General features: G+C 71.8%; 16 protein-coding genes. 13 read left to right on the top strand and 3 right to left on the bottom strand.

What is annotated here, in order from left to right; all coding sequences use genetic code 11:
* Nucleotides 1-100: 100 nt before the first annotated feature.
* From obgE to galE, 3 genes are all read left to right on the top strand, one after another.
* Nucleotides 101-1546: a GTPase ObgE gene (gene obgE / locus ACIPXB_RS13510; protein WP_401448529.1), complete on the top strand. Its 1446-nt coding sequence runs from the start codon at nt 101-103 to the stop codon at nt 1544-1546.
* Between the two features lie 66 nt (nt 1547-1612).
* Complete coding sequence (locus tag ACIPXB_RS13515; RefSeq protein ID WP_401448530.1) at nt 1613-3223, top strand: glycosyltransferase family 2 protein; 1611 nt, start codon at nt 1613-1615, stop codon at nt 3221-3223.
* Between the two features lie 24 nt (nt 3224-3247).
* The gene (gene galE, locus ACIPXB_RS13520; protein ID WP_401448531.1) at nt 3248-4243 is read left to right on the top strand and encodes a UDP-glucose 4-epimerase GalE; all 996 of its coding nucleotides are present in this window, start codon (nt 3248-3250) and stop codon (nt 4241-4243) included.
* Nucleotides 4244-4339: 96 nt separating this feature from the next.
* On the opposite strand, the gene ACIPXB_RS13525 is transcribed toward galE, so the two are convergent.
* Both ACIPXB_RS13525 and ACIPXB_RS13530 read right to left on the bottom strand, forming a co-directional pair.
* Nucleotides 4340-5494 (bottom strand): glycosyltransferase, encoded by a 1155-nt coding sequence (locus ACIPXB_RS13525; RefSeq protein ID WP_401448532.1) that lies wholly within the window; start codon nt 5492-5494, stop codon nt 4340-4342.
* On the bottom strand, nt 5491-8364 hold the full coding sequence (locus ACIPXB_RS13530; RefSeq protein ID WP_401448535.1) for a CDP-glycerol glycerophosphotransferase family protein: 2874 nt from the start codon (nt 8362-8364) through the stop codon (nt 5491-5493). The genes ACIPXB_RS13525 and ACIPXB_RS13530 overlap by 4 nt, the downstream gene beginning before the upstream one ends.
* Nucleotides 8365-8521: 157 nt before the next feature.
* Here ACIPXB_RS13530 and ACIPXB_RS13535 point away from each other — a divergent pair, with 157 nt between their 5' ends.
* The 7 genes from ACIPXB_RS13535 to ACIPXB_RS13565 all read left to right on the top strand — a co-directional run bounded on the left by ACIPXB_RS13535 (nt 8522) and on the right by ACIPXB_RS13565 (nt 15094).
* On the top strand, nt 8522-9499 hold the full coding sequence (locus ACIPXB_RS13535) for a glycosyltransferase family 2 protein (protein WP_401448537.1): 978 nt from the start codon (nt 8522-8524) through the stop codon (nt 9497-9499).
* A complete protein-coding gene (locus ACIPXB_RS13540) occupies nt 9496-9936 on the top strand; it encodes a GtrA family protein (protein WP_401448539.1) in 441 nt (146 codons plus the stop codon). The genes ACIPXB_RS13535 and ACIPXB_RS13540 overlap by 4 nt, the downstream gene beginning before the upstream one ends.
* Before the next feature lie 92 nt (nt 9937-10028).
* Entirely contained in the window at nt 10029-11156 is a 1128-nt protein-coding gene (proB, locus tag ACIPXB_RS13545; RefSeq protein ID WP_401448541.1) for a glutamate 5-kinase, read from the top strand.
* Between the two features lie 85 nt (nt 11157-11241).
* On the top strand, nt 11242-11640 hold the full coding sequence (locus tag ACIPXB_RS13550; RefSeq protein WP_401448543.1) for a hypothetical protein: 399 nt from the start codon (nt 11242-11244) through the stop codon (nt 11638-11640).
* Nucleotides 11641-11954: 314 nt separating this feature from the next.
* Nucleotides 11955-13319 (top strand): glutamate-5-semialdehyde dehydrogenase, encoded by a 1365-nt coding sequence (locus tag ACIPXB_RS13555; RefSeq protein WP_401448545.1) that lies wholly within the window; start codon nt 11955-11957, stop codon nt 13317-13319.
* Between the two features lie 77 nt (nt 13320-13396).
* Nucleotides 13397-13948, top strand: a complete 552-nt coding sequence (locus ACIPXB_RS13560; RefSeq protein WP_401448547.1) for a hypothetical protein — start codon at nt 13397-13399, stop codon at nt 13946-13948.
* 39 nt (nt 13949-13987) lie between these two features.
* On the top strand, nt 13988-15094 hold the full coding sequence (locus ACIPXB_RS13565) for a hypothetical protein (protein ID WP_401448549.1): 1107 nt from the start codon (nt 13988-13990) through the stop codon (nt 15092-15094).
* Nucleotides 15095-15125: 31 nt separating this feature from the next.
* Here ACIPXB_RS13565 and ACIPXB_RS13570 read toward each other — a convergent pair whose 3' ends face one another.
* Nucleotides 15126-16178: a M48 family metallopeptidase gene (locus ACIPXB_RS13570; protein WP_401448551.1), complete on the bottom strand. Its 1053-nt coding sequence runs from the start codon at nt 16176-16178 to the stop codon at nt 15126-15128.
* Nucleotides 16179-16321: 143 nt separating this feature from the next.
* Between ACIPXB_RS13570 and ACIPXB_RS13575 the strand changes: the two genes are divergently transcribed.
* The 3 genes from ACIPXB_RS13575 to ACIPXB_RS13585 all read left to right on the top strand — a co-directional run bounded on the left by ACIPXB_RS13575 (nt 16322) and on the right by ACIPXB_RS13585 (nt 18837).
* Nucleotides 16322-16489: a hypothetical protein gene (locus ACIPXB_RS13575; RefSeq protein WP_401448553.1), complete on the top strand. Its 168-nt coding sequence runs from the start codon at nt 16322-16324 to the stop codon at nt 16487-16489.
* 74 nt (nt 16490-16563) lie between these two features.
* The gene (gene nadD, locus ACIPXB_RS13580; RefSeq protein WP_401448555.1) at nt 16564-17181 is read left to right on the top strand and encodes a nicotinate-nucleotide adenylyltransferase; all 618 of its coding nucleotides are present in this window, start codon (nt 16564-16566) and stop codon (nt 17179-17181) included.
* Between the two features lie 27 nt (nt 17182-17208).
* Nucleotides 17209-18837, top strand: coding sequence for an LCP family protein (locus ACIPXB_RS13585; protein WP_401448557.1), 1629 nt, complete (start codon nt 17209-17211; stop codon nt 18835-18837).

Raw genomic sequence — 18837 nt, forward strand, 5'->3', positions numbered from 1 at the left:
CTCTGTCTTCCCGGCGCATGCCGGGAAGCGGGTCCGCCCTCGGCGCGTTACACAGGCTGTAGCGCACAGAACTTTTCCATACATATCTGGAGGAACAACCATGACCACCTTCGTGGACCGCGTCGAGCTGCACGTCGCCGCGGGTAACGGAGGCCACGGCTGCGCCTCCGTGCACCGGGAGAAGTTCAAGCCGCTCGGCGGCCCCGACGGCGGCAACGGCGGCCGTGGCGGCGATGTGATCCTGGTCGTCGACCAGTCGATCACCACCCTGCTGGAGTACCACCACAGCCCGCACCGCAAGGCCACCAACGGCAAGCCCGGCGAGGGCGGCAACCGCTCCGGCAAGGACGGCCAGGACCTGGTCCTCACCGTCCCCGACGGCACCGTCGTCCTCGACAAGCAGGGCAACGTGCTCGCCGACCTCGTCGGCGAGGGCACCACGTACGTCGCCGCGCAGGGCGGCCGCGGGGGCCTGGGCAACGCCGCGCTGGCCTCGGCCCGCCGCAAGGCGCCCGGCTTCGCCCTGCTGGGCGAGCCCGGCGACATGGGCGACATCGTCCTGGAGCTCAAGACCGTCGCCGACGTGGCGCTGGTCGGCTACCCGAGCGCCGGCAAGTCCTCGCTCATCTCGGTGCTCTCCGCCGCCAAGCCGAAGATCGCCGACTACCCCTTCACCACCCTGGTCCCCAACCTCGGCGTGGTCACGGCCGGTTCGACCGTCTACACCATCGCCGACGTCCCCGGCCTGATCCCCGGCGCCAGCCAGGGGCGCGGCCTGGGTCTGGAGTTCCTGCGCCACGTCGAGCGCTGCTCGGTCCTCGTGCACGTCCTGGACACCGCCACCCTGGAGTCCGACCGCGACCCCGTCTCCGACCTCGACGTCATCGAGGAGGAGCTGCGGCAGTACGGCGGCGGCCTGGAGAAGCGCCCGCGCCTGGTCGTCCTGAACAAGGTCGACATCCCCGACGGCAAGGACCTCGCCGAGATGATCCGGCCGGAGCTCGAGGAGCGCGGCTACAAGGTCTACGAGGTCTCCGCGGTCGCCCGTACCGGCCTGAAGGAGCTGTCCTTCGCGCTCGCCGAGATCGTCGCCAAGGCCCGCGCCCGCAAGCCGAAGGAGGAGGCGACCCGCATCGTCATCCGCCCCAAGGCCGTGGACGACGCCGGTTTCACCGTCACCTACGACGAGGCCGAGGATGTGTACCGCGTGCGCGGCGAGAAGCCGGAGCGCTGGGTGCGCCAGACGGACTTCAACAACGACGAGGCCGTGGGCTACCTCGCCGACCGCCTCAACCGCCTCGGTGTCGAGGACGCGCTGATGAAGGCCGGTGCCCGCGCGGGCGACGGCGTGGCCATCGGTTCCGACGAGAACGCGGTCGTCTTCGACTGGGAGCCGACCATGATGGCCGGCGCCGAGATGCTGGGCCGCCGCGGTGAGGACCACCGCCTGGACGCCCCGCGCCCGGCCACCCAGCGCCGCAAGGAGAAGGAAGCCCAGCGCGGCGACGCCGCCCAGCGCGAGTACGACGAGTTCCGCCCGTTCTGACCCCGCCCGCCGCGACCGGCGCGACCCCGGGACGGGCGTCCATCCGGCTCCCGTAGGATCCGTTTGGTGAACAACCCACGTGTCAGCGTCGTCGTGATCGCGTACAACGACGCCGGGCTCGTGGGCGAGGCCGTCTCGTCGGCCCTCGCCCAGGGCCCGGTCGTCAGCGAGGTCATCGCGGTGAACGACCGGTCCACCGACGGCACCGCCGAGGTGCTCGACGCCCTGGCCGCCGCCCACCCGCGCCTGAAGGTGATCCACCGCTCGGAGAACAGCGGTGGCTGCGGCACGCCCCGCAACGACGGCATCGCGGCGGCGACCGCTCCGTACGTCCTCTTCCTCGACAGTGACGACGTCCTGCCCGCCGGCGCGGCCGAGGCCCTGCTGGCCGCCGCCGTGCGGGCGAAGGCCCCGGTCACCGTCGGCGCGTGCGTACGCCGCGAGCTGCCGCAGGGCAACGACGTGCCGTGGATGCCGGGCCTGCACACCGGGGGCGACGTGATCGAGCGCCCGGCCGACCGGCCGGAGCTCGTCCGCGACACCCTGTGCGTCAACAAGCTGTACGAGCGGGCCTTCCTCGACGAGCACGGCATCCGCTTCCCCGACGGCCGGTTCGTCTACGAGGACTTCGTCTTCACCGCGCGGGTGCTGGCGGCCGCTCCGCGCATCGCCGCCGTCGACGACCTCGTCTACGTCTGGCACGTACGCCGCAGCGCCGCCCAGGTCTCGATCTCGCTGGACCGCAAGGACGTCGGCAACTGGCGCGCCCGCATCGAGGCCCACCGCCGCGCCGCCGAGATCCTCGGCGCCTCCTCGGCCGACCTCGGCCACGCCTGCCAGGTCAAGTTCCTCGACTACGACCTGCGCATGTACCTGCGCGAACTCGGCGACGACCCCGACTACCGGGCCGCCTGGTGGACCCTCACCCGCGACTACCTCGCCACCTTCGACGACGCGGCCGTCGAGGCCGCCGGGGCCGGGGCCCGCTGGATCGTGCGGGTGCTGCGCGCCAGTGCCGCGCCGCCCGCCGACGTCGCCCGCCTGACCCGGTTCGCCGCGCAGCCGCCGCGCCTGCTGCCCCCGTACGCCGACGCCGACGGCGTGCCGGTGTGGAGCGAGCAGCTGCCCGTCGAGCTCGACGGGCTGGCGGAGCTCCCGGTCGCCGACCTGCCCGTCACCGTCGACGCCGAACCGGCCGGCAGCCACCGGATCCTGGTCCGCGTGCACGAGCTGTACGGGCGCCTGGCCGCCGCCGGCCCCCGCACCGTCACGCTGACCTTCCTGCCCCGTACCGGCGGCGAGCCCGTCGCCACCGCGCCCGTGCCCCTGCGCCCCGGGAGCGAGGACACCGCCACCTGGGTCGCCGAGCTGCCCTTCCGCCTCCCGGGCCTCGCAGCCACCGGCCGCCGCCGCGGCCTGCGCGGCATGCAGGCCTGGGACGTCCGGGTGGGCGTGGAGTTCTCCGACGGGAGCTCCCTGTTCACCTCCCTGCGCCCCCTGGGCTCCCTGCTGCGGCGCCGGGCGCTGCCCAGCAGCCGGTACGGTGTGCTGCTGGCACAGCCGTACCGGACGGCCGCCGGATCGCTGGCGCTGCGGCTCGCGCCCGGCGCGCAGGGCGCCGCCAACCTCGTACGCAACCGTCTCGGCCGTGCCCGTATGGGCCGCCGGTCCCGCTAGCCACAAGCACCAAGGGAGATGCACATGACCTTTCTGATCACCGGTGGCGCCGGTTACATCGGCGCGCATGTCGTCCGCGCGATGCTGCTCGCTGGGGAGAAGGTCGTCGTCCTGGACGACCTGTCCACGGGCAACGAGGACCGCGTCCCGGAGGGCGTCCCACTGGTGGTCGGCTCGGTCCTGGACCGGCTGATCCTGGACGAGACCATCCGGCACCACAAGATCACCGGTGTGGTGCACCTGGCCGGCAAGAAGCAGGTCGGCGAGTCCGTCGAGAAGCCGCTGTTCTACTACCACGAGAACGTGGAGGGCCTTCAGGTCCTGCTGGGCGCGGTGGCCCGGGCCGGCATCCGCAACGTCCTGTTCTCCTCCTCGGCGTCCGTGTACGGCATGCCGGACGTGGACCTGGTCACCGAGGACACCCCGGCCGCGCCGCTCAGCCCGTACGGCGAGACCAAGCTGGCCGGCGAGTGGCTGATCCGCGCGGCGGGCAAGGCGCACGGCATCGCCACCGCCTGCCTGCGCTACTTCAACGTGGCGGGCGCCGCGACCCCCGAGCTCGCCGACACCGGTGTCTTCAACCTGGTCCCGATGGTCTTCGAGCGCTACGACAAGGGCGAGGGCGCGCGGATCTTCGGCGACGACTACCCGACCCCGGACGGCACGTGCATCCGTGACTACATCCACGTCGAGGACCTGGCCGAGGCCCACGTGGTCGCCGCGCGCAAGCTCGCGCAGTGGGCGGCGGCCGGCGAGTACCGGGACCTCACCGTCAACATCGGCCGCGGCGAGGGCGTCTCCGTGCGGGAGATGACCGATCTGATGAACGAGATCAGCGGGCACAGCCACGAGCCGGTGGTCACCCCGCGCCGCCCCGGTGACCCGGCGAAGGTGGTCGCCTCCGCCGACCGGATCCACGCCGAGCTGGGCTGGAAGGCCCGCCACGACGTCCGCGAGATGATCACCTCGGCGTGGGCGGGCTGGCAGGCCAACCGCGCGGCCACGCCGCACGAGCGCTGACCGGCGCGGCCGCCTCACCCCAGCACTTGCGCATGAACGAAGCCGCCCGCCCCGGAGGGATCCGGGGCGGGCGGCTTCGTTCACGTCAACGCGTGGTCACCGTTCGAGGAACGCGAACAGGTCCTCCCACCGGTCGGTGATCTCGGCGGCGGAGTAGCGCCGGACGTTGTGGAAGGCCGCGTCCCCGAGCCGGTCGCGCAGGTCGCGGTCCGCCATCAGGGCGCTGAGGTGCCCGGCCAGCTCCATGGTGTTGCCCAGCCGCGCCAGCAGCCCGTCCGTGCCGTGGTCGACGATCTCCCGCACGCCCGGCGCGCAGTCGAACGCGACCGGCGCCACGCCCGCCGCCATCGCCTCCAGCAGCGTGATCGGGAACCCTTCGGCCCGCGAGGCCTGCGCGAACACCGACGCCCCGCGCAGCGCGCCCAGGACGTCGTCGGTGCTGCCCATCCACTCCACCGAGTCGTCCAGCCCCAGCGACGTGCAGTGCGCCCGCAGCGCCGCCTCCTCCACCCCCGCGCCGAAGATCCGCAGGGTCCAGTCGGGGTGCTGCGGGGCGGCGTCCGCCCAGGCGTCCAGCAGCAGGTCCACGCCCTTCTCGAAGGCGAGCCGGCCCACGGAGGCCACCACCTTCGCCTCCCGGGGCGCGGGGGAGTCCGGCAGGAACGGCAGCGGGTTCGGCATGCTGCCGACGTTCTCCATGCCCGCCCGGATCCACAGGTCCGCGTCCTCGGGGGTGAGCACGAGGAGCCGGTCCACCTCCGGGTACCAGCGGCGGACCCGGTTGCCGCGGGTCGACTTCTGGCTGGCGTCGTACGACTCGTGGCTCATGCCGATGACACTGAGCCCCTTGGTGTCCGCCAGCGCCACCCACTCCATCGCCCACACCTGGGTGACGATCACGACGGAGCCCGGCCGGGCCGCGCGGAAGAGGGCGCTGAGCTTCTCCGCCTGCTGGCGCATCTTCGCCCGCCGGGCCGCCTGCCGGCGCCGCTCGGGCGCGTTGAGCCGGCCCTTGATCCCGCTGAGCCTGCGGGCGCTGGGCGGGTGGGCGTCGTACAGCGTCGTCAGCGGGTACGGCAGGTCCGCCGGCAGCTTCTGGCGCAGCTCCTCGGCCACCGGGGCGATGCCGACGAGGTGCACCCGGTGCCCGCGGTCGGTGAACAGCCGGGCCATCTGGTGCGACCAGGTGGTCACACCGCCGAGCTCGTCGACGCTGTTGGAGACGATGAAGATGTCACGGCCCTGGCTCACTTGCCGCTCCCGGTGAAGAACTTCTCGACGATCTGGCGGGCGGCGTCCCCGCGGTCGTACTCGCCGAACTCGGCGAGGAAACGCTGGCGCGCCTCGGCGTACTTGGCGTCCGCCTCGTCGAACGCGGCGATCGCCTGGAGCAGTTCGTCCGCGGTGGCGACCACCGGGCCCGGGGCCTTCTCCTTCAGGTCGAAGTAGGTGCCGCGGATGTCGTTCGCGTACGTCTCGTAGTCGTACGCGAAGAACAGCATCGGCCGGTCCAGGACCGCGTAGTCGAACATCACCGACGAGTAGTCCGTGATCAGCCCGTCGGCCAGCGCCAGCAGCGGGGTGATGTCGTGGTGCCGGGAGACGTCGATCACCCGGCCCGCGACGGACGGTGGCAGCGAGACGCTGTTGAGGTAGTGGGTGCGCACCAGCAGCGTGAAGCGGTCGCCCAGCCGCTCGGCGAACTCCTCCACGTCGAAGGGGAAGGTGAAGCCCTCGACGGCGCCGTCGGCGTTCGCCCGGAACGTCGGCGCGTACAGCAGCACCTTCGACTCCGGGTCGATGCCCAGCTCCGCCGCCAGCGGCCCGCGCACCCGCTCGCCGCTGTCGGCCTCCTCGCGGTACGCCGCCACGAGGGCGTCGTTGCGGGGGTAGCCGGTGGGCAGCAGCACCTCGTCGCGCAGCCGGAAGCCCTTGGCCAGGGTGCGCCGGTCGTGCTCGGTGCGGATCAGGAAGTGGTCGAAGCGGTCGACGGCCGCCTGGAACTTCGCCTGCCCGGCCCGGCCCTGCGCCTTGGTGCGCGGCTCGTGGAAGCCCATCCGCTTCAGCGCGGTGCCGTGCCAGGTCTGGATGTACGTGGTCCCGGGCCGCTTGGTCAGCGCCAGCGGGAAGCCCTGGTTGTCGATCCAGAACTCGGCCTGGGCCAGCGCCCGCAGGTACGGCCAGCTCCACCGCTTGACCAGGGTGGCGTCCTTGGGGAAGCCGGTCGGCTTCGCGCCGGCGTACGACCAGACCGCCTCGAACGCGACACCCTGGCGGACCATCTCCTCGTAGATCGCCCGGGGGCTGTCGCTGTACTGCTTGCCCAGGTGGCTCTCGAAGACGACCGTGCCCTTCCTGACCGGCAGCTTCGAGAAGACCTCGTGGTAGATCTTCACCTTCTGCTCGCCCGAGCCGAGGTTGCGGCGGGCCCGCAGGGCCTTGCGCAGTCCGCGTTTGACGACGTTCGCGGCCTTGCCCTGTATGGCGTTGTTGATCAGGGTCGAGGTGCGGACGGCGGCGGGGCCCTCGGCGATCAGGACGTAGGAGAGGTTGCCCTTCTTGGTCATCTCCGGCTCGAAGCGGTCCGAGACCAGCCGCGTCAGCCGGGGCCGCACCCGCAGGGCGGCCGCCCGGTCCAGGTCGACGCCGCCGACCGAGACCCGGCTGGTGATCCGCTCGCCGCCGGCCGTCAGCTTCAGGCGGACGTCCCAGACGGCGTCGATGACGCCGAGCGGGCGCACGGTGCCGCCGACGTCGGCGGTGGCGGACCACTCGATCGTGTCACCGGCGTGCCGCACGCTCGCCACCGGGAACGTGAACGAGCGCACCCCGATCTGACGGCGGGCGCGGAACTCCAGCTCCGCGCTCAGCTCGGTGTCCGCGCCGATCCGGCCCAGCGGGTTGACCAGGGAGCCCGCCATCGTGACCGTGCCCTGCCCGTCGTCCTCGTACGAGGTCAGCCGGTTGCCCAGCTGGAGGGCGGGCAGCGCGGTGGTGTGGAAGCCCTGGTCGGTGACGTCCAGTATCCGGCGGCCCTCGGCGTCGTCGAGGTGGGCGCCGCCGCACCAGTAGACGCGGCCGTCGCGCATCGCGAGCGGGGAGGACAGCCGGCCCTTGTTGACCATGGCGTCGGCGGCCGGGAGCAGGTTGTCCCAGTCCTCCTTGCCCAGCAGGTAGGCGCAGATCGCCTGGAGGTGGGTGACGTGCCCGTAGGCGTCCGGGTCGATGCCGGCCAGGTAGCCGTTGGCCAGCCGGGCGAACTCCTGGCGGTACTCGTCGTCGAGCAGCCGCAGGTCGCGCAGGTGCAGGACCAGGTCGTGCTTGAGGAACTTGGCGTCCTTGGCCGACTTGATGGCCGCGTGGCCCTTGGCGGCCAGTATCTCGTCGACGCGCCGGTGGATCTCCATCCGGTGGACGAAGTTGGCGATCTCGTGACGGCGGTTGCTGATCGACTTGGCGGAGGCCTTCTCGACCACGTTCCAGTGGTAGACCCGGTTGGGGATCAGCGTGATGCGCCGGGCGGCGACGTACGCCTGCGCCGAGAACAGCAGATCCTCGTAGTGGATCCCGACCGGGAACCGCAGGTCCTGCTCCAGCAGGAACGCGCGCCGGTAGCACTTGTTCGTGGAGAGGGTGTCGTAGACCAGCAGATCGGGGAACTCGGTGATCGACTCCAGGGTGCGGGTCCGGGAGTAGATCCACGGGTACCACTCGGAGGTCTTGCCGAAACGGTTGTCTACGTAGACCCGTACGCACATGCCCGAGACCAGGTCGGAGCCGGTGCTCTCGGCGGCCGCGAGCATGTTGCGGCAGGCGTTCTGCTCCAGCTCGTCGTCGCTGTCGAGGAACATGACGTACGTGCCGGTGGCCTGCTGGACGCCGTGGTTGCGCGGCGCGCCGCAGCCGCCGCTGTTCTCGGGCAGCCGGAAGGCGCGCACGCGTCCCGGGTGGGCCGCTTCGAGTTCCTGGGCCACCGCGAAGGACCCGTCCGTGCTGCAGTCGTCGACGATCACGACTTCGACCCCGCTCAGGGTCTGCTGCAGCACCGACCGGACGGCGGTCGGCAGACGCTCTGCGTCGTTGTAGACGATGACGACCACGGAGACGTCAGGCACGTGCACCTCGATCCCTTCGTTCCATTCCGCTTAACCCGTCAAAGCTACCCTGTGCCGCGCTCCACCCGGGCAGGCCGACATCCTCCGTGCATACTTCTAAGGAAGAGGTGATGTCGGGTCCGGTCGCTGACAATCACCCGTTCGGACCCCGCAGGATGTATTCATGACGAAGCTGTCCGTAGTCGTTCCCTGCTACAACGAAGAAGCGGTGGTCGAACGCTTCGATGCGGAGATCCGCAAGGTCCTGGACTCCCTCCCGGTCGCGTACGAGGTCTGCTACGTCGACGACGGCAGCCGCGACGGCACCCTGGAGAAGCTTCGCAAGATCGCCGCCGAGCACGGGGGGCGCACCCGGTACGTCTCCTTCAGCCGCAACTTCGGCAAGGAGGCCGGCATGCTCGCGGGCCTGCGCGAGGCCACCGGCGACGCCGTCGTGATCATGGACGCGGACCTCCAGCACCCGCCGGAGCTGATCGCCACCATGCTCGACTACTACCGGCAGGGTCACGACCAGATCATCGCCCGCCGCACCCGCGACGGCGACAGGAAGCTCCGTACGGCGCTCAGCCGCCTCTACTACCGCGGGGTCAACCGCTGGGTGGACGTGGAGCTGACCGACGGGGTCGGGGACTTCCGCCTGCTGTCCCGGCCGGCCGTGGACGCGCTGCTGTCGCTGCCCGAGTACAACCGCTTCTCCAAGGGGCTGTTCTCCTGGATCGGTTTCGACACCGTCCATTTCGACTACCGCAACGCCCAGCGCGAGGCCGGCGAGACCAAGTGGAAGTTCGGCTCCCTGCTGAACTACGGCATGGACGGTCTGATCTCCTTCAACAACCGGCCGCTGCGCATCGCCATCTGGTTCGGCGTGTCGCTGGTGGCCATGGCCACCCTGTACACGCTGTGGATCACCGTCAACGCGCTCACCCACGGGATCGACTCACCCGGTTACGTCACCATCGTCGCGATCATGGTGGGCCTCGGCGGAGTCCAGATGATCATGCTGGGCCTGATCGGCGAGTACATCGGACGCATCTACTACGAGACCAAGCGCCGCCCGCACTTCCTGGTCAAGGAGTCGCACGCCACTCCGAAGTCCCCTACCTCCCCCGAGGCGCTGACGGCGGAGCGCGGCACCCGATGAACGCGACCACGAAGACCCAGCTCGGCCAGATCATCCGCTTCGGCCTGGTGGGCGCCGTCAACACCGGCACCTACTTCGCGCTGTACCTGCTGCTGCACCTGTGGCTGCCGTACTTCGCCGCGTACACGATCGCCTTCCTGCTGGCGATGGTCGGGTCGTTCTTCATGAACACCTACTTCACCTACCGCACCCGGCCCACCTGGAAGAAGTTCCTCCTCTTCCCGCTGACGAACGTCACCAACTTCGTCGTGCAGGGCGCCGGGCTGTACGCCCTCGTCACCTGGGCGGGCATGGACAGCCGGTACGCGTCACTGGTCGCCGCCGTGGTGGCCATCCCCTTCACCTTCCTGATCTCCCGCAAGATCCTGGTTCCGGGCGGCCGGGCCAAGGCCACCGAGCCCGAGCCGGAGCCCGCCGGGAGTTCGTCCACGCTCTGAAACCGGCGGGCGGGGCGCGCCGCCCACCCCGTAGATTGAACACCGCACAACCGGACGACCGGACGACCGGTGGACAGGGCAAGGGGATGGACGTGTCAGGGGCAAGGCAGGGCGTCGTGGACGCCCGCAGGATCGTGGTCAAGGTCGGCTCCTCCTCCCTCACCACCGCCGCCGGCGGGCTCGACGCGGACCGCGTGGACGCGCTGGTCGACGTCCTGGCCAAGGCGCGCAGCGGCGGCGAGAAGGAGATCGTGCTGGTCTCCAGTGGCGCCATCGCCGCCGGTCTCGCCCCGCTCGGCCTGCGCCGCAGGCCCAAGGACCTGGCCCGGCAGCAGGCGGCTGCCAGCGTCGGCCAGGGCCTGCTCGTCGCCCGCTACACCGCCTCCTTCGCGCGCTACGGCGTCCGCGTCGGCCAGGTGCTGCTCACCACCGACGACACCAGCCGCCGGGCCCACTACCGCAACGCGTTCCGCACCCTGGACCAGCTCCTGACCATGGGCGCCCTCCCGGTCGTCAACGAGAACGACACCGTCGCCACGGACGAGATCCGCTTCGGCGACAACGACCGGCTGGCCGCCCTGGTCGCCCACCTGGTCCGCGCCGACCTGCTGGTCCTGCTCTCCGACGTGGACGGCCTCTACGACGGCGACCCCGCCCTGCCGGGCACGACCCGCATCGACGAGGTCCACGGCCCCTCCGACATCGAGCACGTCTCCATCGGCAGCGTGGGCAAGGCCGGCGTCGGCACGGGCGGCATGGTCACCAAGGTGGAGGCCGCGCGGATCGCCGCGGCGGCCGGCATCCCGGTCGTCCTCACCTCCGCCAGCCAGGCCGCGGACGCCCTCGCAGGCCGCGCCACCGGCACCCTCTTCCACGCAACGGGCCGCCGCTCCGCGGACCGCCTCCTCTGGCTCCAGCACGCCTCCACCCCGCAGGGCCACCTCGTCCTGGACGACGGCGCGGTCGCCGCGGTCACCGAGCGCGGCAGCTCGCTCCTGCCGGCCGGCATCGCGGCGGTCGAGGGCGACTTCGTCGCCGGGGACCCGGTGGAACTGCGCGCCCAGGACGGCCGCGCGGTCGCCCGCGGCCTGGTCAATTTCGACGCCAAGGAGCTCCCGCAGCTGCTGGGCCGCTCCACGCGGGAGCTGGCCCGGGAACTGGGGGCCGCGTACGAACGTGAGGTCGTCCACCGCGACGATCTGGTCCTTCTGGAGGGCTGAGGTTCGGCAAAACCGACGCAAGACAGCCCCGGGACTGGTCAACTGTCAGGGGTGGGAGCATGCGGACGGGCAGAGGAGGCGGCTGGTGGGACGAGCGCTGACCAGCGTCGGCGGCGGGGGCGGCGGCGAGGACGACCGGCCCGAGTCCCGCCTGTGGCACGTCACCCTCAGCGTCTCCGGCAAGCCGGTGCCGCTGGGCGAGGTCCGGCGGTCCCTGGAGCAACTGGCCCATGACCACCCGTTCCTGCTGACGAGCCGGTACGCGGCGGACCACGCGGAGATCCGCTACTGGGAAGAGGCCCGCGACCTCCACGACGCGGCGGCCGTAGCCCTGCGCCTGTGGGGCGAGCACCGCTCCTCGGCGCAGCTCCCGCCCTGGGAGATCGTCGGCCTGGAGGTCATCGACCGCGCGACCTACCACCAACGCGTGGCCGAAGGCTACGGCCTCCCCCCAGCCACCCGAGTAGGCGTCCACCCCTACTGACCCCCACCGGCGCTTGAGGCACGGGCCCGGGGGCGGAGCCCGGCCCCGCCAGCCGCTTTTCCAGCCCCGCCGGCGTGTGAGGCGCGGTGCCGGGGGCGGAGCTCCGCAGCCCCTCCGGGCCTCGTTGGCGTCCGCGTGGGGCCGGGGCGGAGCCTGGACCCCCTTCCGGCCGCGCCGGCCGCTTTTCCAGCCTCGCCGGCGTTTGAGGCGCGGGGCCCGGGGCGGAGCCCCGGTTCGGGAAGGGGCGGGGTGGGGAAAGGCTCCGCGCAGCGGCCCCGCACCGACCGCACCCGTGCACCCACCGGTCCCGCCAGATGCGTACCGCGGACCACACGGCCGACCCGTCTCGTGGGGTGAAACCCCACCCCGCGGCCCCGGGCCACAGGACTACCCTGGGCCGCATGACCTCGTCGAACACCGCCTCCACACCCGTCACCGCAACGGCCACCGCCGCCCGCATCGCCGCCGCGGCCCTCGCCCCCCTGCCGCGGTCCGCCAAGGACACCGCGCTGCTCGCGATCGCCGACGCCCTGGAGGCCCGTACCGACGAGATCGTCGAGGCCAACGCCACCGACGTCGCCAAGGCCCGCGCCGCCGGCACCAGCGAGACCGTTGTCGACCGCCTCACCCTCACCCCCGACCGCGTCCGCGCCATCGCCTCCGACGTCCGCGACGTCGCCGCCCTCCCCGACCCCGTCGGCGAGGTCGTCCGCGGCTCCACCCTCCCCAACGGCATCGACCTCCGCCAGATCCGCGTCCCCCTCGGCGTCGTCGGCATCATCTACGAGGCCCGCCCCAACGTCACCGTCGACGCCGCCGCCCTCTGCCTGAAGTCCGGCAACGCCGTCCTGCTGCGCGGCAGCTCCTCCGCCTACGCCTCCAACACCGCCCTGGTGGCCATCCTCCGCGACGCCGTCGAGAGCACCGGCCTGCCGGCCGACGCGATCCAGCTCGTCCCCGGCGAGAGCCGCGACTCCGTACGCGAACTCATGCGCGCCCGCGGCCTGGTCGACGTCCTCATCCCGCGCGGCGGCGCGTCCCTCATCAAGACCGTCGTCGAGGAGTCCACGGTCCCCGTCATCGAGACCGGCACCGGCAACTGCCACGTCTACGTCGACGCCCAGGCCGACCTCGACATGGCCGTCGAGATCCTCATCAACTCCAAGGCCCAGCGCCCCTCGGTCTGCAACTCCGCCGAGACCCTCCTGGTCCACCGCGACATCGCCGACGCCTTCCTGCCGCGCGCCCTCGACGCCCTCGCCGACGCCGGCGTGACCGTCCACGGCGACGACCGCGTCCTCAAGGCCGCCGAGGGCGGCAAGGTCACCGCCCTCCCCGCCACCGACGAGGACTGGGCCGCCGAGTACCTCTCGTACGACATCGCCGCCGGCGTCGTGGACTCCCTCGACGACGCCGTCAGCCACATCCGCCGCTGGACCTCCGGCCACACCGAGGCCATCGTCACCACCTCGCAGGCCGCCGCCCGCCGCTTCACCCAGCTGGTCGACTCGACCACGGTGGCCGTGAATGCGTCCACCCGGTTCACCGACGGTGGCCAGTTCGGATTCGGCGCCGAGATCGGCATCTCCACCCAGAAGCTGCACGCCAGGGGCCCGATGGGGCTGCCGGAGCTGACCTCCACCAAGTACATCGTCACCGGCGACGGTCACGTCAGGTAACCACCGCCTCCACTCCGTGTGGCCGGATTTCGGCACATGGCCTGCCCAAAGCCGCCCCCCAGGTCTACGCTGGTCCCGTGCCGGACGACGTGGGGGGCAAGCCGTTCCCGGACGACGGGGAGCCCGACGACGACCGCGGAGGCGCGGACCAGGACTTCGCCTCCGTGGTGTTCGACGAGGACTTCGTCCGGAACGCCGCGATTCATGAACCGAGCGCCGCCGAGCGCCAGCGGGCCGCCGAGGCCGCCCGCGCGGTCGCCGGCGGCCACGAGGGCTACGACGGGTACGAGGGCTTCGAGCTCTACGACGGCCCCGGCCACGGCTACGGGCCCGACGCCGACTTCCAGCCCTACGATCCCGACGGCGCCGCCCACGGGTACGGCTATGGCCCGTACGGGGCCTACGGCGGCGCCCTGCGGCCCTACCGCGGCCGCTCCCGCTGGCTGCGGCCCGTGGCCTGGGTGCTCGCCGTCGTGATGGGCGTCGGCATGGTCGCCCTGGCCTTCTCCGCGGTCTACCGGGCCGTCTCCGACGACCCCGAACCCCAGGCCCCGGCGCCGGCCAGCACCCCGCTGACCGAAGTCACCGGAACTGGCGCGTTTATGTATCCCGCCGGGCGACAACCCTGACAGTACGACCCTCTCACGCGCGAACAGCGGGGAGACCCCATGGCCGTACCAGGAGAGCCACCTGACGGCACCCCCGAGGACGAATACCGGTCGGTGGTGTTCGACGAGGACTTCGTCCGGGCTGCCCGCCTCCAGGAGTTCTCGGCGCAGGAACGCATGGGCGAGCACGCCCGCGCCGTGCGCAGCCGCTCGCTGTGGTCCGGCCACGGCGGCGGTGACGGCACCCCCGGCCGCCGCTCCCGGCAGGGCCTGCTGCTGGTGCTCCTGATCGCCGTGGCCTTCGCCTCGGCCGTCTACATGGGCCTGCGCAACCCGTACGTCCCGCTGCCCGACACCCGCACCGAGCCCTTCAGCAGCACGGTCGTCCCGCTCGCACCCTCCCGTACGGTCGCGGGCGGGCGCGCCTCCGACCTGTACGCCGGCAGCCCGGCCGCCGACTACCGGGTCGGCGCGGCCGGCATCACGATGCCCGCCGTGCGCCGCACCCCGCACTTCACCGACGCCCAGGTGGTCGCCGCCCTGACCGTCGCCAAGGACTACCTGGTGCAGTCCTCGCTGGAGCCCGACGTCCTCGCAGGCACCGCCTCCCGGCCGGTACGGGTCCTGCTCGACCCCGACCAGCTGGCCCAGTTCGACCGCAGCATGACCTCACCGTCCGGCGACGGGCGGCACGCGGCCACCGGCTGGCTGGTCCGCTTCGACCCGGCCACCGCCGTGGTCGCCGACTCCCGCGTCCGGGTGAACGGCACGCTCACCTTCGAGGAGGTCGCCCCGGACGTCCTGGAGGTCTTCACCGACCACACCTTCGTGTACGCCGTCCGCCCCGCCACCGCCGGAGCGCCGGCCGCGCACGACGGCGCCTCGCTCTTCACCGTCCGGCGCGAGCTGCGACTGCGCTTCGACCGCGAGGACCTGCTGGCCCGCCGGGCGGAGCTGCTGACGGCGTACGTGGTGGCGGGGCCGCACGACTGCTCCGCCGAGACCGCGGACGGCTTCCGCCCGGCCCTCGCCGGGGCTGCCGCCAGCACCGTGGGCCCCGCGGCCACCGACCCCTACGCGGCGGGCCATCCGCGGCGCGCGGCCGGCCTGTGCGGCGTCCTCGCCCCGGAGGCCCAGCCCAGCCCCTCCGGAGCGGGCACCGGCTGACCCCCTGGCCTCGACCCCTGGCCCTTGCCCCCTACCCCTTGTCCCCGCCGCCCGCGGTGCCGCTGCCCGTGAACTTGTCGCGCAGCTTGCCGCCGACGTCCGCCGCGCCGCCCGCTATGTCGCCGACCAGCTTGAACAGCGGGTCCTTGCTGTTGCGCACCGCGTCGGCGTAGTGCGAGGCCGATTCCCGGAAGGAGTCCGTCACGGACGTGTCCTTGTCGTCCTCGCGGCGCGGGTAGTGGCCGTCCATGATCCGCTGGTAGTCCCGGCTCTCCGACCACTTCTTCAGCTCGGCGGCCCGCACCGTGGTGAAGGGGTGCGTGCGCGGCAGCACGTTGAGGATCTTCAGCACGGAGTCGCGCAGGTCACCGCTGGACTCGTACTCCTCGGCCTGCGCGAGAAAGGCGTCCACGTTCATCTCGTGCAGGTGGTTCCCGCCCGCGATCTTCATCAGGCCGCGCATCGAGGCCTGCGGATCCTGCCCGACGAGCAGACCGGCACGGTCCGCCGACAGCTCCGACTTGCGGAACCACTCCCGCAGCGCCGTCACGATCGTCATGATCGCCATGTTGCCCAGCGGGATCCACGCGACCTTCAGCGCCAGGTTCGTCAGGAACAGCAGGATCGTGCGGTACACGGCGTGCCCCGACAGCGCGTGGCCCACCTCGTGGCCCACGACCGCGCGCATCTCCTCCTCGTCGAGCAGCTCGACGAGCCCCGTGGTCACCACGATGATCGGCTCGTCCAGGCCGATGCACATCGCGTTGGGCTTCGGGTCCTGCTGGACGTACATCTGGGGGACCTTCTCCAGGTCCAGGATGTAACAGGCGTCGCGCAGCATCGCGTACAGGTGCGGGAACTGGGTCTCGCCCACCCGCACCGACTCCGAGAGGAACAGCAGCCGCAGGCTGCGCTCCGGCAGCAGCGCGCTGAGCGCCTTGAACACGGTGTCGAACCCGGAGAGCTTGCGCAGCGCCACCAGCGCCGAGCGGTCCGCCGGATGTTCGTACGCCCGCGAGGAAATGCCCGGGAACCTCCTGCGGTCCCGGGCCGGTACCGCCTTGTCGAACGTGCCGTCTGTCATCGGGCCCTCCCCCTTGATCGGCCTGCCGTGCCGTGCGTCTATCCTCCCTAACGCCTGAGTCGGCGCGAGCGTGCCCCAGGCGCCCACATACGATGTGAGCGAAGTCTCCGCCCGCACCCCCGACCCCGATTGGTACCTGCCTGATGAGCATCACCTCCACCGCACAGAGCCTGGTTCTCCTCGCCTCGGAGGGGGCCGAGCAGCACGGCGGCAACCACGACAGCCTCAACCCCTACCTCACCGGTGGCGGCGCCTTCCTCATCCTGATGCTGATGCTCTGGGTGACCACCCGCCTCAACCGCGACCGCTGAATCGACCACAGCCGTCGGACAAGCACTCGAAGCCGGGTCCGGTTCCGGCCATCGGGCCGGTAGGGTCTGCGCTCATGGGAGAGCAGGAAACGCCTACCGGCCCGGTCAAGCGCCGGCTCGGTGTGATGGGCGGGACATTCGACCCGATCCACCACGGACACCTGGTGGCCGCCAGTGAGGTGGCCGCACTGTTCCACCTCGATGAGGTGATCTTCGTACCGACCGGTCAGCCGTGGCAGAAGTCGCACGGCGCGGTCTCGCCGGCCGAGGACCGTTACCTCATGACGGTCATCGCCACGGCCTCGAATCCGCAGTTCTCGGTCAGTCGCATCGACATCGACCGCGGCGGGCCGACGTACACGATCGACACCCTCAGGGACCTGCGCGCGCTCAACGACGACGCGGACCTGTTCTTCATCACCGGTGCCGATGCCCTCGCGCAGATCCTGACCTGGCGCAACGCGGAGGAACTCTTCTCCCTCGCCCACTTCATCGGGGTGACCCGCCCCGGCCACATCCTCACCGACGACGGTCTGCCCGAGGGCGGCGTCTCCCTCGTGGAGGTTCCGGCCCTGGCGATCTCGTCCACGGACTGCCGGGCCCGGGTGGCCCAGGGCGATCCTGTGTGGTACCTGGTGCCGGACGGTGTGGTGCGCTACATCGACAAGCGAGAGCTGTACCGGGGAGCCTGAGGCTTTCCCGTCGGAGAGGGGCACGCGGTGAACGAGGAGCAGCAGCTCGTCGGATACGACGCCTACGGGCGGCCGGTGTATGCCGCCGTGCCCCCTCAGCAGCAGTACGACCAGTACCAGCAGTACCCCGGGTACGACCAGCAGCAGTACGGCTACGCCACGTACCCGCAGGCGCAGGGGCAACCGCAGGCGTACCCCGACCAGCAGCACCAGCAGCAGTACTACGGGTACGAGACCCAGCCGCAGCACCCGCCCCAGCAGGCGCCGCAGCACCCGCAGCCCCAGCAGTGGGTCCAGCAGCAGCCCCCCGCCCAGGTGCCCGAGCCGCGCCGCCCGGAGCCCGACCGGAGCGGCCCGGCCGCCCCCGCCCCCGGCTCCGCCGCCCCGGCCGCCGACTACCGCACCGAGCAGTTCGCCTTCCTCGACCAGCCGGACGAGGACTCCGACGACGTCATCGACTGGCTGAAGTTCACCGAGAGCCGTACCGAGCGCCGCGAGGAGGCGCGCCGCCGCGGCCGCAACCGCGTGGTGGCGCTGACCGTCGTCCTCGCCCTGTTCGTCGTCGGCGGCGCCGGCTACCTCTGGTACACGGGCAAGCTCCCCGGCCTGTCCGGGCCGGAGGCGAAGAAGCCCGCCACCGCCGCCGCCGGACCGCAGCAGCGCGACATGATCGTCGTGCACCTGCACCACACCAAGAAGGGCGGCACCACCACCGCCCTCCTGGTCGACAACGTCACCACCAAGCGCGGCGCCACCGTCCTGCTGCCCAACAGCCTTTCCGTCCCCAAGGACGACGGCACCGCCGTGGGCCTGGGCGCCTCCGTCGAGCAGGACGGCCTCGGCGGCACCCGCGAGGCCCTCGACGCGATGCTCGGCACGCACATCGGCGGCACCTGGCGGCTCGACACCCCGTACCTGGAGAACCTGGTCGACCAGGTCGGCGGCATCGAGGTGGACACCGACACCGCCGTCGCCGCCGACGACAAGGCCGGGACGCCGGCCGTCGCCCAGGGCCCCAAGCAGAGCCTGAAGGGCGCGATGGCCGTCGCGTACGCCACCCACCGCGCCCCGAACGAGCCCGAGGCCAAGCAGCTGGAGCGGTTCGGCAAGGTGCTCCTGGCCGTGCTGCGCAAGGTCCCCAGCGATGCGAAGTCCGCGATCGTCGCCGTGGAGACCCTGGCCCAGATCCTGGACCCCTCGCTGAACGAGCAGACGCTCGGCACCGCGCTGGCCAAGCTCGCCGAGCACGCCAAGCTGGGGGAGTACCGCACGGAGGTCGTGCCGGTGAAAGCCGACGGCACCCTGACCGACGACGCGAACAAGAAGGTCGTCAAGGAACTCCTCGGCGGCACCCTCACCGCCCCGCAGCCCGGCACCGCCCCGCGCGTCGGCCTCAGGGACGCCACAGGCGACGAGAAGACCCGGACCGCGGCCAGGGCGGCGCTGATGAACGGCGGCTACACCTACGTCGACGGCGGCCGGGCGGGCCAGACCCAGAGCGCCTCCCTGATCACGTACCAGGACGACGCGCAGCGCGAGAAGGCGGTCGAGGTCGCCAAGACGCTCGGGCTGCCCGAGACGGTGGTCAAGAAGGCCGAGAACGCGGTCAACGCCGACGTCGTGGTGACCCTGGGCAAGGACTACAAGCCGTCCTGA

The sequence above is a fragment of the Streptomyces sp. NPDC090022 genome, assembly GCF_044748145.1.
Lineage (GTDB): Bacteria > Actinomycetota > Actinomycetes > Streptomycetales > Streptomycetaceae > Streptomyces.